General features: G+C 73.0%; 14 protein-coding genes. 4 read left to right on the plus strand and 10 right to left on the minus strand.

The genetic code is table 11. The annotated features are described in order from the left end of the window. The first annotated feature begins 134 nt into the window (after positions 1 to 134). A complete protein-coding gene (locus L3078_RS34655; protein ID WP_239757866.1) occupies positions 135 to 839 on the plus strand; it encodes a DUF5134 domain-containing protein in 705 nt (234 codons plus the stop codon). Between the two features lie 37 nt (positions 840 to 876). On the opposite strand, the gene L3078_RS34660 is transcribed toward L3078_RS34655, so the two are convergent. The 9 genes from L3078_RS34660 to L3078_RS34700 form a co-directional block, all read right to left on the minus strand. After that, a complete protein-coding gene (locus tag L3078_RS34660) occupies positions 877 to 1,788 on the minus strand; it encodes a M56 family metallopeptidase (protein ID WP_239757867.1) in 912 nt (303 codons plus the stop codon). Continuing rightward, complete coding sequence (locus tag L3078_RS34665; RefSeq protein WP_239757868.1) at positions 1,785 to 2,153, minus strand: BlaI/MecI/CopY family transcriptional regulator; 369 nt, start codon at positions 2,151 to 2,153, stop codon at positions 1,785 to 1,787. The genes L3078_RS34660 and L3078_RS34665 overlap by 4 nt, the downstream gene beginning before the upstream one ends. 179 nt (positions 2,154 to 2,332) lie before the next feature. Then, on the minus strand, positions 2,333 to 2,971 hold the full coding sequence (locus L3078_RS34670) for a DUF305 domain-containing protein (protein WP_239757869.1): 639 nt from the start codon (positions 2,969 to 2,971) through the stop codon (positions 2,333 to 2,335). A gap of 97 nt (positions 2,972 to 3,068) precedes the next feature. Further along, positions 3,069 to 3,503 (minus strand): DUF6153 family protein, encoded by a 435-nt coding sequence (locus L3078_RS34675; RefSeq protein ID WP_239757870.1) that lies wholly within the window; start codon positions 3,501 to 3,503, stop codon positions 3,069 to 3,071. Positions 3,504 to 3,628: 125 nt separating this feature from the next. Beyond that, positions 3,629 to 4,084 carry a hypothetical protein gene (locus tag L3078_RS34680; RefSeq protein WP_239757871.1) on the minus strand — a complete coding sequence of 152 codons (456 nt, stop codon included), beginning with the start codon at positions 4,082 to 4,084 and terminating at the stop codon, positions 3,629 to 3,631. Then, complete coding sequence (locus L3078_RS34685; protein WP_239757872.1) at positions 4,068 to 4,568, minus strand: RNA polymerase sigma factor; 501 nt, start codon at positions 4,566 to 4,568, stop codon at positions 4,068 to 4,070. Before L3078_RS34685 ends, L3078_RS34680 begins: the two co-directional genes overlap by 17 nt. Before the next feature lie 62 nt (positions 4,569 to 4,630). After that, positions 4,631 to 5,284 (minus strand): class F sortase, encoded by a 654-nt coding sequence (locus tag L3078_RS34690; protein ID WP_239757873.1) that lies wholly within the window; start codon positions 5,282 to 5,284, stop codon positions 4,631 to 4,633. Beyond that, positions 5,281 to 5,658, minus strand: coding sequence for a Tat pathway signal sequence domain protein (locus tag L3078_RS34695; protein ID WP_239757874.1), 378 nt, complete (start codon positions 5,656 to 5,658; stop codon positions 5,281 to 5,283). Before L3078_RS34695 ends, L3078_RS34690 begins: the two co-directional genes overlap by 4 nt. A gap of 184 nt (positions 5,659 to 5,842) precedes the next feature. Further along, a complete protein-coding gene (locus L3078_RS34700; RefSeq protein ID WP_239757875.1) occupies positions 5,843 to 6,505 on the minus strand; it encodes a DUF6010 family protein in 663 nt (220 codons plus the stop codon). Positions 6,506 to 6,770: 265 nt separating this feature from the next. Between L3078_RS34700 and L3078_RS34705 the strand changes: the two genes are divergently transcribed. Together L3078_RS34705 and L3078_RS34710 are read left to right on the plus strand one after the other, a co-directional pair. After that, positions 6,771 to 8,138 carry a sensor histidine kinase gene (locus tag L3078_RS34705; protein WP_239757876.1) on the plus strand — a complete coding sequence of 456 codons (1,368 nt, stop codon included), beginning with the start codon at positions 6,771 to 6,773 and terminating at the stop codon, positions 8,136 to 8,138. Further along, on the plus strand, positions 8,135 to 8,737 hold the full coding sequence (locus L3078_RS34710) for a response regulator transcription factor (protein WP_239757877.1): 603 nt from the start codon (positions 8,135 to 8,137) through the stop codon (positions 8,735 to 8,737). Before L3078_RS34705 ends, L3078_RS34710 begins: the two co-directional genes overlap by 4 nt. 75 nt (positions 8,738 to 8,812) lie before the next feature. On the opposite strand, the gene L3078_RS34715 is transcribed toward L3078_RS34710, so the two are convergent. Further along, positions 8,813 to 13,111 (minus strand): bifunctional nitrate reductase/sulfite reductase flavoprotein subunit alpha, encoded by a 4,299-nt coding sequence (locus L3078_RS34715; RefSeq protein ID WP_239757878.1) that lies wholly within the window; start codon positions 13,109 to 13,111, stop codon positions 8,813 to 8,815. 478 nt (positions 13,112 to 13,589) lie between these two features. On the opposite strand from L3078_RS34715, the gene L3078_RS34720 reads away from it, so the two are divergent. Then, on the plus strand, positions 13,590 to 13,979 hold the full coding sequence (locus L3078_RS34720) for a cell division protein SepF (protein WP_239757879.1): 390 nt from the start codon (positions 13,590 to 13,592) through the stop codon (positions 13,977 to 13,979). Positions 13,980 to 14,015: the final 36 nt, after the last annotated feature.

The raw sequence follows: 14,015 nt of genomic DNA on the forward strand, positions 1-14,015 counted from the left end.
GTGCCTGGGGTGGTTCTCTGTGCGGCGTCGTTCAGCCTTCTGAGTCGGACGAGCCGCCTCTGCGTACTAAGCAGGTACGTAGTGGTCGACGATCGGTGAGCCCGGATCTCCGGGTGCCGTGAGAGGTGGCGGACGTGGCTGGACACCTTCTTGGCTGGACGCTGGTGCTGCTGGGAGCCGGGGTGGCCGTCGGGAACCTCGTGCGACTGGCGCTGGTCAGAGGCTGGAGCCGGTTCGAGGCGGGGGCCGAGGTGGTCATGGGCGGGGGGATGGCCGTCATGGCGGCGCCGCCGACCGCGACCCTGTACGGCACGTACGGCGTCTGGTGGGCGGCCGTGTTCGGACTGCTCTGTCTCGGGGGCGTGGCCCGGTCCGTACGGCATGCCGTAGGCGGCGGTGTGCGGCAGGCGCGGCACGGCGCCCACCTCGTGATCGGCAGCGCCGCCATGGTGGTGATGACCCTGGCCATGCCGGGCGCCGCCTCGGGACCTACGCTCGCCCTGGCCGGTGGCCACGGCCACGGCCACGGGGGCGCCGGTGGGACGGAGGCCATGGGTGCTGCCCACGGTGTCGCCGAGGCCGCCGCGACCTCGGGCTCCGCGCTCCTGTGGCGGGTCGCCTTCTGGGTCCTGGCCGCCTACTTCCTGGTGTCCGTCGCCCTGGCCGTACGTGCCCGGATGCGGGAGACGGGCGGATCGTCCGCCGGGTCGGTCGCCCAGGCCCGCCACCGTCGAGCGACCCGTACCCCGGCCGTGCTGTCCGTGCCGAACGCGCGCCTGGCCGGTCACATCGGCATGGGCGGTTCGATGGCGACGATGCTGCTGATGATGACCGTCTGACGCCGGCGTCGGCCGGCGGTGTCGGACGGCGGCGACCTCAGACGGCGCCGAGCGGGCAGGCGACGAGGAGCGGCAGCAGCGGAACGGTGGCGGTCACGGCGGCGACGGAACCCCAGAACACGCGGTGCGGCGGACGACGTGGCCCCAGCACCCGCCGGATCCGGATCAGCACCGCCGGGCCGCCCGCCGCGAACGCGCCCCTCGGCGTCCGGGCCGCCGCCATCTCGTACATCGCGCTCGCCAGCGCCCCGTCGGAGTGGACGCGCAGGGCACGGTCGTCGGCGACCATCTCCAGCAGGAGCGCCGTCTCGGCGCGGGCGTGGCGGGCCAGGGGGAGCAGCGGGAAGACCGACAGGAACGCCGCGGCGGCGGCGATCACCAGATGGTGGCGGCCCGCGATGTGCGCCCGTTCGTGCGCCAGGACCGCCGCGAGTTGCTCAGGAGCCAGCTGCCGTACGGCCGCGTCGCTGATCACGATCCTCGGGCGGCGGCCGGGCAGGCAGTAGGCGGCGGGCACGTCGTACGGCAGGACGGTGGCGCCCAGCCGTGCGGAGCGGCGGCCGACCAGATCCACCGCCTCCCGGTGCCGGGCCCGCGCGCGACGGGCCCGTACGACATGGAAGGCGAAGCTTCCCGCGAGGGCCGCCCCGAGGGCCGTGGGAACGGCGACGGCGAGGCGGCCCGCGGTGTCGTGGCCGGGTCCGCTCGCGCCCAGGTCCAGTCCGCAGGAGTGCAGCAGGCCGAGGAGTCCCGCGTGGGTGTGCTCGGTGGGCATGAGCAGGTGGTACGCGGTCAGGGCGGCCCCGAGGGCGAAGGAGAGCGTCAGGGTGTGCCAGACGGCCAGGGCCAGGGCGGGCGCCCGGTGCGGCCAGGCGGCACGCAGCAGCAGGGGAGGGGCGGCGAAGCCCACCGTCACCGTGTAACCGAGCAGGAGAGGAGCCGCGTTCACGACTTCGCCTGCCGTCCCACCGCGCGCAGGGCCTTGCGCAGCGCGGCCTGCTCCTCCTCCGTCATGTTCTCGACGAAGTGGACCAGTGCGGCCGGCCGGTCCTTGCTCGCGTCCAGCCCGTCCTCCATCAGCGCGGCGGCGTACGCCTCACGGCTGCGCACGGGGGTGTAGAGCCAGGCGCGGCCCTGCTTGCCCCGGAGCAACCAGCCTTTGTTGTAGAGGATGTTGGTGACGGTCATCACCGTGGTGTAGGCGAGCGGGCGGGTCTTGTTGAGATCGTCGACGACCTCGCGCACCGTCGCCGGACGGTTCCACGTCCAGAGGCGGTCCATGATCTCCGCTTCCAGTTCCCCCAGCCGTCGCATGGCCCTGGCTCCTTCCGGCTGTCGACGCGCACGCGTATACGCAGGGGCATAGTAGATGGCTCGCCGGTGACGACTCCTCGCCGGTCACGACTTCTCGCCGGTCACGACTCCTCGGCAGCCGCGGGGCCGGTCGCGTGTGGGCCCGGCGCGGGCCGTCCGTCGGCCCGCGCCGGGGGTGTTCAGAGTCGGTCGAGGATGTCGTCGAGCTGCTCGACCTCGGCGGTCTGGCTCTTCACGATGTCGCCTGCCATCTTCACGGCGGCACCGTTCCTGCCGTTCTTCCGCTCGTCCTCGGCCATGCTGATGGCGCCGTTGTGGTGCTCGATCATCAGCTGGGCGAACAGCTTGTCGAACTCGGTGCCCTTCAGGCCCTTGAGCCGCCGCATGTCCGTGTCGGACATCATGCCGTCGTCACCTCCGTGACTCATGCCGGGCATGGACTCGGCGGCGGTCGGCCGGTCCCAGGACCGCAGCCACCCCTTCATCGTCTCGATCTCCGGGTCCTGGGCCTTCTCGATCTGCTCGGCGATGTCCTTGAGTTCCGCGTCGGACGCCCGGCCGTCGGCGAGTTCGGCCATCTCCAGGGCCTGTTCGTGATGCGGGATCATCATCTGCGCGAAGGTGACGTCCGCGTCGACGAAGTCGTCGGCTCCGGCGTCTGCGGACGCGGACGCCGAGCTCTTGCCGCTGCCGTGGTCCATGCCGTTCATGTCGTCGCCGCAGGCGGTGAGGAGCAGGGCGCCGACGGCGACGAGGCCGGCGGTGGCGGTGGCGCGGCGGAGGTGCTTCCGGCGCGGGGTGCGCGTGGGTGCGGTCATGGTGTCGATTCACCTCGTGGTGTGCGTTCTCGGGCTGTTCGTGAGCAGGCGAAGCCGCGGGTCCGCGCAGGACGCGCGCCCGCGTGGGCGGTTCGGCCTACAGCCGGAGAACTGACAGACGTGTGAGATCGGGCCCGCGTGGTGGCGGGCGGGGGCGCGCGGTCGTGGCGGCCCGGAAGAGAAGGTCCGCCCCCTCCTCGTGGCGGCGGGTGAACGCCGACTTGAGGAGGGCGGTGAGCACCCACGTGCCGAGCAGGATCGCCACGCAGAGGGACTGCGTGTCCATGGTCGGGGCCGGCGCGTGCGAGGACCGCGGTTCCGCACCGGTCGTACGCGTGTCCGGCGTCGCCCTCGTGTGTGAGGTCGCCGTCGTGTGTGAGGTCGCCGTCGTGTGGGAGACGGTGCCCATGGTGTGCGTGGACTCGCCGGGGTGCCCCGTGCTGTGCATCGCGAAGACGCCGAGGGCGAGCACGGCGACGAGCAGCAGACGGCCCAGCGTGCCACCCGCGCGTACGCGCCGACTTACCTGCATGGGGGACTCCGTCACCGACCGTTCTGGATCTGCTGCCACGACCGTACCCAGGGAACGTTCGTCGTGTCGGGCGAAGGGGCGTTTTCTACTGTTCTACTAAGGGGTTTCGTGGCGAAGGTCACGTGTCAGGGCGGGCCGGGGGTGCCGTCCAGGGCCGAGGGCTGGGCGGCCTGGGTCGGGGTCGCCGAGGGGGCGGTGGTGTCGGTGCCGCTCTCGGTGGGCGGGTCCGAGGGCACCGGACTCGCGGGGTTCTCGGCGGGTGACGGGCTGTCAGAAGTGCGGGACGGCTGCGGAGTCGGGGAGGTGCTGGTCGCGGGGGCCGGGGCCAGAGGGACCGAGGGGGGCGCGGGGGCCCGGTCCCCACCGAGGTGCGCCGGGAGGACGAGGAGGGCGACGACCGCGCAGGTCGCGGCGGCACCGGCACCGGCCGCGGCCCGGACCAAACGGCGGCGGGCGGCGCCGCGGCGGATCGACTCGTAGCGGCCCGGCGGTGGACCGAGCCGGTCGGTCGGGGGACGCAGAAGGACGGTGAGCGGGTCGTCGGGCTCGAAGTCCGGGCCCTCGTCAGGGCGTGTGATCAAGGCTTCTCCTCAGATGGGCGCGGAGCAGTTCGCGGGCCGCGTGGAGGTCGGCCTTGACGGTTCCTTCCTTGCGTCCGGTCAGCACGGACACCTCCCGGATCGGCATGTCAGCGTAGTAGTGCAGCAGGATCGGCACACGCAGCCGTTCCGGCAGCGACTGCACGAGCAGCCGGACCGAGGGGTCGGACTGCTCGGCGTGGTCGTACGGCGGGAGCACCGCGACCTCGGCGGTGGCCCGGTGCATCGCCTTGCGCTCGCGTTCGAGCTTGCGCCAGTGGTCCCGCACGAGGTTGGCCGCGGTCACGTAGAGGAAGCCGTGCGGCTCCGCCACGGACGTCCACCGGGCCCAGAGCCGGGTGAACGCCTCCGACGCGATCTCGTGGGCCGTCTCGTCGTCGTCGACCAGCCGACGGCACCAGCCGGCGAGGCGTGGGTAGAGGGCGGCGAACAACTCGGACGCGGCCTTCTCACGGGACCGTTTCAACGCTCTCCATGGTCGTGATGGTGCGACAAGCGGCAGGGGGGCGGGGGCGGGCGGGGTGTGGGTCACCGAACCGTCGAACTCGGTGTGCTCGGTGCGCTCGCTGCGCTCAGCGTCGCGAAGACGATCACGTTGTCCCGGTACTCCTCGCCCGTGCGTGGGCCGCCGCAGGTGATGAGACGCAGCGCGGGACGGTTCACGTTGCCGTAGACCTCGTCCACCGGGAAGTCGGCCTTGGCGATCGTTCGTACGGAGTCGACGGTGAACTCCGCCGTCGTGCCGTTCTCCAGGCGCGCCTCGATCCGCTCGCCCCGCCGCAGCCGGGCGAGTTCGCGGAAGACGCCGTCTCCGTGGCGCCCGACCGTGACATGACCCAGGATCACCGACGGACCCGTGCGACCGGGCGTCGGCGAGTGCTCGTACCAGCCCGCCCTGTCGTGTTCCGTGATCGGCGGCACCTCCACCGTGCCGTCCGGGGCGAGCCCCAGTCGGATGACCGGGGTGTCGACCCCGATGGCAGGGATCAGCAGCCGCACCGGGACGGAGCGGGCCAGGGGGCGCACGGCGCCACCGTTCGAGGGCGAGGACGGTGAGGACGGCGGGGTCGCGTCGTCCTCGGGAGGCGCGGTCGTGGCGCGGCCGGTGCGGCTGTCGTCGCAGCCCACCAGCAGTGAGGCCGCCGCCGCTACGGCGAAGGCGCGCCTGGAGAGCGGTGTCACGCCTCGTTCGCCCGCTTGCGGCGCACGAGAACGACGGCCGCGCCGCCGCCGAGGAGCAGCGCGGTGGCGCCCGTGCCCGCCAGCACCGCGCTGCCGGACCCCTCGGACTTCGGCGCCGTACCGGTGTCGGGAGCTCCGCTGGGGACGACGGAGACCTGGCTCGGCACCGGGCTCGCGTCGGTGGCGTCCGTGCCCTTGGTGGGCTCGGTCTCCGCCGGGTGGTCCGTGGCGGGGGCGGACGGGGCCGGGGTCGGCGCCTGGGAGGCCTCCTTCGGTACGGCGGTCGGAGTCGTGTCGTCGGCGAACGCGGGCAGCGCGGTCGCCAGCACGGCGGTGAAGGCGAGTGCCGTGGCACTCAGGACGGTTCGGCGCATGGGTCGCTCTCTCTGGTCGGGTCGGGCGGGCCGCCCTCCCGGCCGGGGTAGGCGGGGGGACGGCTGCGTGGAGGTTCCGTGGGCCGCCGCCCGGCCGGTTGCCCGGCCTGCGGCGGCTTCACGTACCGAGCGGAGAGACGAGACAGCGAGGGAACGCGTTGTAAAGAGATGGCAAAGTCGTCCGTCAGGCGAGGAACAGCAGCTCGACGGCGACCACCACGTCCACGACGGCACACCATTCGGCGAAGGTGGGTGCCACGACGCCCCGGAGTCGGCGCGTCCGCAGATGGGCCAAGTCCCATACGCCGTGGCAGAACCAGCCGGCCGCGATCAGATAGCGCCCCAGGTCCGCGTCCAGGATCAGCCCGGTGACGGCAAGCGCCCCGAACACGACCGTCCCGGCGGCCTGGACCGCGAAGACCGGTGTGCTGTGCGGAGTCGCTCCGGCCGTGCTTCGGGGGGCGCTACGGGGCGTGTTCCGGATCGCGTGTCGGGCCGCGCCCCACAGCAGCACCGCCAGCGCGGTGCCCAGCATGACGCCGGCCGGTGAGACGAGGTCCAGGGCCTGGAGGGCGAACGCGAACGACGCGCCCGCCGCGAGCACCGGCCAGGTCACCCGGGGCGTTCCGATCTGGTGGACGACCACGTACAGCAGGGGCAGCAACGGCAGGAACTCGGCGTAGGCGTCGACCGTCGCGGCGGATTCGGCGGGCGTCGGCTCGGCCGACGCGCTCAGGATCAGGCCCGGGACCGTCAGCGCGAGAGCGAGCATCGTGGGCCAGCGGCGCGAGAGCGCCCGGACCGGGCTCCGCTCCGCGCAGGCGCTGGAGGAAGGCGTGGCGGACATGGCTGTTCTCCCGAGGGGTGAGGAGGAATGAGGACGGGGGGAGGAAGGCCGCGGTGGCGTACTGCTGCCAGCCTGCTGGGGGAGAGGGGGCGTCAGTAGTGCCGTATGCGCACGTGCTTGTGTGGGGGTGTCACGTCTCGGCATGACATCTGTCATGCGGAGCGGCTCGACGCTGCGAGGTCGGTGCGACGACGTGGGGTCGGTTCGGTCCGACTGTTTGTGCGATCGCCCTGGTCCCGGGGGCCCTGGCTGCGACAATGGCCGGATGCGTGAGGGGGCGGGCGGCGAGCACGGGGCGGGGCTGACCAGCTTTCGTCGTTTCACCTGGTGGACCGTGCCGGGGACCAGCGTGTGTCTCCTGGTGCTGTTCTACGGCGAATGGCTCCTGGACCCGGATGTGCCCGTCCGGGTCCGCGTCCCCGTCGCCGTGGCCCTCGTCGTCGACGTGGTGGCGAGCGCGGTGCTGCTGGGAGGGCGGCTGACGCCTCCGGCCGCCGTCGACGGCGCACCTCCCGCACGGCTGCCGAGGGCCTGGACGGCGGTCTCGGTCGCCGCCATGGTCGTGCTCGCGGTGCTGCCTCTGGCCCGGCGCGACTACGAGCTGTGGGCGGTCGCGCCCGCCGTGACCGTGGCGATCTGCGCGGCCCACCTCGGCCCGCGTCACCGCCGGACGCTGATCGTCGGCGCGGTGCTGCTCGCCCTGGTGCCGGGCGGTGCGGTCAGTCTGGCCGCGGGGGACGGGGAGTTGGCGCACGCCGCGCTCTTCCCGGCCGGGCTCGTCGCCTTCACCGTGTGGATGGTGCTGGGCCCGCTGTGGGCGTGGAACATCGCCGGACGACTGGACCGGGCGCGTCGGCTGGAGGCCGAGTCGGCGGTCAAGGACGAACGACTCCGGTTCGCCGCCGAGCTGCACGACATCCAGGGCCACCACCTCCAAGTCATCGCGTTGAAGAGCGAGTTGGCCGCCAGGCTGGTGGAGCGGGACCCGGCGCGGGCCGCCGCCGAGATGCGCGAGGTACGGCAGCTGTCGGCGGACGCCCTGCGGGACACCCGGGCCGTGGTGCGGGGCTACCGCCGTACGACGCTCGACGACGAGATCGCCAACGCCGGCAAGGTGCTGGCCGCCGCCGGCATCGACGCCCGCACGGCCCTCGAACCCGCCTCCCTCCCGGCCGGCCTGACCGACACCGGACGGCATCTCCTCGGGCTGGTCATGCGGGAGGCCACCACCAACGTGCTGCGCCACAGCCGGGCCCGGTACGCCGAGGTCGACTGCCGTGTCGTCGACGGCCGGGTCCGGCTGCGCATGACCAACGACGGCGCCGACGGACAACCCGCCGACACGGACGGTACGGGGCTCACCGCGCTCGACGAGCGACTACGGGCGGCCCAGGGCGAGTTGACGTGGCACCTCGACGGCGACCGCTTCGAGGTGACGGCCTCCCTGCCGCTCGGCCCCGGGAGCGAGCGGAGCGGGTCGCGTGCATGGGACGCGGACGACGGCGCGAGCCAGCCGCGCGTACGGGACGCGGGCGATGGCGCGAGCGGGCCGCGCGTACGGGACGCACACGACCCCACGGGTGACCCGGGCGCCCGGGATTCGTGTGACCGGACGAAGGGAGCGGCGCGGTGATCCGGCTGCTCATCGCCGATGACGAGGACCTTCTCAGGAGCGCCCTGGCCGCCCTGCTGGCGCTGGAGGACGATCTGACGGTCGTCGCCGAGGCCGCCACGTCCACCGAGGCGGTGCGGCTGGCCCGAGAGTTCCGCCCGGACATCGCGGTGCTCGACCTGGAGATGCCGCCGACGGACGGGCTGCGCGCCGCCGAGGAGATCGGGGCCGAACTGCCCACCCGCGTCGTGCTGGTGACCCGGCACGCCCGCCCGGCGGTGCTGCGTCGGGCGCTCTCCGCCGGGGTGCGCGGCTTCGTGCCCAAGACCACCCCGGCCGCCCGGCTGGCGGAGATCATCCGCGATGTGGCCGCCGGACGCCGCTACGTCGACCCCGACATCGCCGCGTCCGCCCTCACCGAGGACGACTGCCCGCTCAGCGACCGCGAACTGCAGGTGCTGCGCGCGGCCCGCACCGGCGCCTCGGTCGCCGAGATCGCCGTCGAGGTCCACCTCGCCCAGGGCACGGTCCGCAACTACCTCTCGGCCGCGATGTCCAAGCTGGGCGCCCCCACCCGGCACGCGGCGGCGCACCACGCGTGGCAGCAGGGCTGGATCTGAGCGCCAGGGCACAGGATTCCGCCGAGCCGCCAGGACGCGCCGTACCGCCGGGCGGCGCGCCGAACCGGCACCCGCTCAGTACACGTCCCGCACGTACCGCTTCTCCGTGGCCAGCTGCTTCACGTACGCGGCCGCCTCGTCCTCGGTCATCGCGCCGTGGGTGACCGCGATGTCCCGCAGGGCCCGGTCGACGTCCTTCGCCATCCGGGAGGCGTCGCCGCACACGTAGAAACGGGCGCCGTCCCGCAGCCAGTGCCACAGCTCGGGTCCGTGCTCGCGCATCCGGTCCTGGACGTAGACCTTGGCGCGCTGGTCACGGGAGAAGGCGGTGTCCAACCTGCTGAGCACGCCCGACTCCTGAAGCTCCGTCAGCTCGTCCTGGTAGTAGAAGTCCGTCGCCCGGTGCTGTTCCCCGAAGAACAGCCAGTTGGGTGCCCGGTGGCCGAGGGCCCGCCGTTCCTGGAGGAAGCCGATGAAGGGCGCGACGCCGGTGCCGGGGCCGACCATGATCATGGGGGTGACCGGGTCGGCCGGCGGCCGGAAGTGCGGCGAGCGCTGGACGAAGACCGGCACCTCCAGGTCCGCCTCGCCGTCCGCGAGGAAGGGGGAGCAGACCCCGCCGCGCGGGCGCCCGCGCAGGTTCTCGTACCGCACGACCGACACCGTCAGCGAAATGTGCTGCGGGTCGACGAGCGGGCTCGACGAGATCGAGTACAGGCGGGGCTGGAGCTTCCTGAAGACGCCGGCCCACTCCTGGGCGGAGGCCGGCACGGCGAACTCGGTGACCACGTCGACGGCCTGTCGTCCCCAGGACCACTTGGCCAGCCCGTCCTTGTTGTCCGGACGCATGAGCTTTTTCAACTCCCGGTTGTCCCGGGTGCGTTCGGCGACGAAACGGAGCAGGTCCGATGTGATCCGGGTGATGTCGAGGTGCCGGTGCAGCGCCTCGGCGAAGGGCAGCTCGCCCAGTCCGTCCACGGTCACGGGGGTCGAGCCGTCCAGACCGGTCACCGCCAGCCACTCCGCGACCAGGTCGAGGGAGTTGACCGGCCGCACGCCGAGCGCGTCGCCCGCCTCGTAGGACAGTCCCGTCCCGCTGGTGTCGAAGGTGAACCGGCGCACCTCCTTGCCTGCCCCGGGCAGGCTGAGCAGCCGGTTGCCGACCAGCCGGGCGGCGGCGGTCGCGGGCCTCGCGGAGCGGGGGGCGAGGGGTGCGGACGGGGGCGCGGCGGTGGCCGGGGGAGCGGTGAGGGTGGGGGAGCCCGGTGTCGTCGTGGCCGAGGTCGTGAGCCCGCCTTCGCGGTCGCCCCCGTCCGCGCCCGTGCCGAGCGCGGTGATGACCTGGCCCAGCCAGGCGTCCGCCGACGGTTCGTAGTCCGGCTCGCAGTCCGTACGCGGGGCCAGCCGTACCGCGCCCAACTCGTCGAGCCGGGCGTCCAGTCGGCGGCCGTGGCCGCAGAAGTCGTCGTACGAGGAGTCCCCGAAGGCCAGCACGGCGTAGCGCACCCCGTCCAGGCGGGGGGCCTCCTGCCGGGACAGCGCGTCCCAGAACCCGGAGCCGTTGTCGGGCGCGTCGCCGTCCCCGAAGGTGCTGGTGATCAGCAACAGGTCGGCGCCGCGCGGCAGTCGGTCCGGGGCGGCCTCGTCCATCCCGACGAGCGTCGCCCGGTGCCCCGCCGCCCCCAGATGCTCGGCGGCCGCCATGGCGAACTCCTCCGCCGTCCCGGTCTGCGAGGCCCACAGCACGACGACCTCACGTCCCGCCGGTGCGACGGGGGCGGGCGGCGCGGCCGGTGCCGCCGACCGCGAGTACATCCCGGCGAGCACGCCGTTCACCCACACCGCGTGCTCGGGCGCGAACGGCGCGTCCGCCGGCAGCACGGGCACCCCCTGCACACCGGACCCGAGCCCGGCGAGGAACCCCGTGAGGTACTGCCGCTCCTGGGCGGAGAGGACGGGCGGTGGGGAGGGTTCGAGGCCGAACGGGTTGGCGCCCGGCGCGACGGGAGCCGGCACGGCCACCCCCGCCGGCCCGGTCACCGCCGCCGGTAGGGAGCCCGCCGTCGGTGCGGGAACCGCTGTCGGGGTGTGCGCCGGCACGGACGCCCCCGCTGGTTCGATGCCGGCCGGCGCCGGGACCCTCGCCGGTGCCGCCACCTTCGCCAGGGAGACCGCGCACACCTTCAACTCCGGCTGGAACGACAGCGGATCCACCGCGTCGCTCGTCACCGCGTTGATGCTGAGGTACTCCCCGAACAGGTCGTTCCAGTGGAACGGCGCGAACACGCACCCGGGCATCACCCGGTCCGAGACCACCGCCGGGAGGACGGCGCGCCCCCGCCGCGAGGCGACCTCCACCGAGTCACCGTCCTGGACGCCCAGTTCGCGCGCGTCCCCCGGATGCACCTCCACGAACGGCCCGGGGTTCAGCTTGTTGAGCTTGGCGACCCTGCCCGTCTTCGTCAGCGTGTGCCACTGGTGCTGCAACCGCCCGGTGTTGAGCACGAACGGGTAGTCGTCGTCCGGCATCTCGGCCGGCGGCAGGTGCGGTCGGGCATGGAACACGGCCCGGCCACTGGCCGTCGGGAAGAGCAGCCCCCGGCCCGCCCCGGCGTCGACGCCCGCCGCGCCGTCATCGCTCGCGCCCCCGTCATCGGTCGCGCTCGCGTCCCCGTTCGCCACCACGTAGCGGATCGGGTTGCGTGCCGGCCCGTCCTCCGCAGCCGCGGGCCACTGCACGGACCCCGACCGCAGCCGGTCGTACGTCACGCCCCGCAGATCCCACCCGGTCTTCGGGTTCCACGCCCGCTTGATCTCCTCGAAGACCTGCTCGGCGCTGTCGTACGAGAACCCCTTCTCGAAGCCCATCTCCCGGGCGACGGCCGCGATGATCCGCCAGTCGGCCATCGCCTCGCCGGGCGGGTCGGCGGCGGCCGCGGCCAGCGTGAGGTTGCGCTCGCTGTTGATGAGCACGCCCTCGGACTCGGTCCACAGCGCACCGGGCAGTACGACGTCGGCGTACGCGTTGGTCTCGGTGTCCGCGAAGACGTCCTGGGTGACGACGAACTCCGCGGCCTCCAGCCCCTCGATGACGGTCCTGCGGTTGGCGACCGAGGCGACCGGGTTGGTGCAGATGATCCAGCAGGCCTTGATCTCCCCGTCGGCCATCTTCTGGAACATCTCGACGGTGCCCTTGCCGACGCCGTCCGCGCGCAGGGAGTCCGGCGCCAGTTCCCACAGTTCCTCGACGAACGCCCGCTCCTCGGCCACGAGCACGGACCGCTGACCGGGCAGCCCCGGCCCCATGTAGCCCATCTCGCGCCCGCCCATCGCGTTGGGCTGGCCGGTGAGCGAGAACGGGCCGCTGCCGGGGCGGCAGATCGCGCCGGTCGCCAGGTGCAGATTGACGAGCGCGTTGGTGTTCCAGGTGCCGTGCGTGGACTGGTTGAGCCCCATGGTCCAGCAGCTCGTCCACTCGGCGGCCTCGCCGATCAGCCGGGCGGCCGCGCGGATGTCGTCCGCCGGGATGCCGGTGATCTCGGCGACGGCGTCCGGCGCGTAGTCGGCGAGGAAGTCGGGCATCGCCTCCCAGCCCTCGGTGTGGGCGGCGATGAAGTCCGGGTCGGTGTGCCCGTCGGCGTGCAGCAGGTGCAGCAGGCCGTTGAGGAGGGCGAGGTCGGTCCCCGGGCGTATCCGCAGGAACAGATCGGCCTTCTCCGCCGTCGCCGTGCGGCGCGGGTCGACGACGATCAGTTTCGCGCCCGCCTTGACCCGGTCCATCATCCGCAGGAACAGGATCGGGTGGCAGTCCGCCATGTTCGAGCCGATGACGAGGAAGACGTCCGCCTTGTCGAGGTCCTCGTAGGAGCCGGGCGGGCCGTCGGCGCCCAGCGACAGCTTGTAGCCGGTGCCGGCGCTCGCCATGCACAGCCGGGAGTTGGACTCGATCTGGTTGGTCCGGATGAAGCCCTTGGCCAGCTTGTTCGCGAGGTACTGGGCCTCCAGGCTCATCTGGCCGGAGACGTAGAAGGCGAACGCGTCGGGCCCGTGCTCGTCGATGATCGCGCGCAGCCGGCGGGCGGTCTCGCTGATCGCGTCGGAGACGGGCGCGGGGACCGGTTCGTCGCCCCGGTCGTCCCGGACGAGGGCGGTGGTGAGGCGGCCGGGCGCGGCGAGCAGGTCGGCGGTGGTCGCGCCCTTGGTGCAGAGGCGGCCGAAGTTCGCCGGGTGGGACTTGTCGCCGGACACCTTCAGGACCGTGCGGCGGCCGTCGGGCCCCATCCCGACGTCCAGGAGCATGCCGCAGCCGACACCGCAGTACGAGCACACGGTCCGCACCTGGGTGGTGGTGCTCTGCGGGCCCTGCGCGGCCACGGGCGGCCCCTCTCTGTCGGCGTCCGGGGTCTCCGGTCGGTCGTCCGTGCGGTCGTCCGGTCGGTCCACCGGGCGCGGCCGCTGTCGCTGTAACTGTCGCTGTGGCTGTCGGTGCGGCGGTCGGCGCTGCCCGGCGCGGCAGCCGGTTGCCGCGCGATACGGCAGCCGGTTGCCGTCCGATACGGCAGTCGGTCACCCTTCGATACGGCAGCCGGTCGGCTTCCGCTCAGCTTCCGGATCGCCGCCCGGCAGGCTCGATCGTACGAATTGCCCGTTACGCCTGTGTCACATGATCCGATCATGAGGCGTTACGCCCGCCACACAGGCCCGCGCAAGGGGCTGTGAGGGCGGGTTCCGGTCGTCCTCCGGACCGCACGTGTCGCGGTCCGTGTCGCTGTTGGGCCGAACGGGTGACCATGCGTAAGAATTGGCTGATGCAGTCATTCAGTGCGAGCCAGGGGGAAGGCCGGTGAACAGGGTGAACAGCCACGATGTCACCGACGAACAGTGGGAGGGGCTCGCCCAGGTCGTGCCGCTGCGGGGCCGGGACGCCTGGCCGTCCGCGGTCGGCCACCGGACCATACCGGAAGCCGAGACCGAGGCCCGGCGCCGCTTCGTGGTGCTGCGCGTCAACGTCTTCGCGGACGCCCGCGAGGTGGCGGAGACGCTGATGGCGGGCGTTCCGGTGCTATTGGACCTGTCGGGCGCGGAGACCGACACCGCCAAGCGGGTGCTCGACTTCAGTACGGGTGTGGTCTTCGGCCTGGCTTCCGGAATGCATCGGGTCGACCGGAACGTGTTCCTTCTCACGCCACCGGGAACCGAGGTGCGGGGGCTGATGGAGGGCGCGGGGATTCCCGGGGTGTGACGCACGGCGTGCTCGGTGGTGCGGGGCGCGCCTGGG

It is taken from the genome of Streptomyces deccanensis, from assembly GCF_022385335.1.
Classification (GTDB): domain Bacteria; phylum Actinomycetota; class Actinomycetes; order Streptomycetales; family Streptomycetaceae; genus Streptomyces; species Streptomyces deccanensis.

Coding starts and splice junctions, on each gene's coding strand:
- L3078_RS34695 (WP_239757874.1), bottom strand. CDS start 5,658: ATGCGCCGAACCGTCCTGAGTGCCACGGCACTCGCCTTCACCGCCGTG.
- L3078_RS34675 (WP_239757870.1), bottom strand. CDS start 3,503: ATGCAGGTAAGTCGGCGCGTACGCGCGGGTGGCACGCTGGGCCGTCTG.
- L3078_RS34705 (WP_239757876.1), top strand. CDS start 6,771: ATGCGTGAGGGGGCGGGCGGCGAGCACGGGGCGGGGCTGACCAGCTTT.
- L3078_RS34665 (WP_239757868.1), bottom strand. CDS start 2,153: ATGCGACGGCTGGGGGAACTGGAAGCGGAGATCATGGACCGCCTCTGG.
- L3078_RS34670 (WP_239757869.1), bottom strand. CDS start 2,971: ATGACCGCACCCACGCGCACCCCGCGCCGGAAGCACCTCCGCCGCGCC.
- L3078_RS34700 (WP_239757875.1), bottom strand. CDS start 6,505: ATGTCCGCCACGCCTTCCTCCAGCGCCTGCGCGGAGCGGAGCCCGGTC.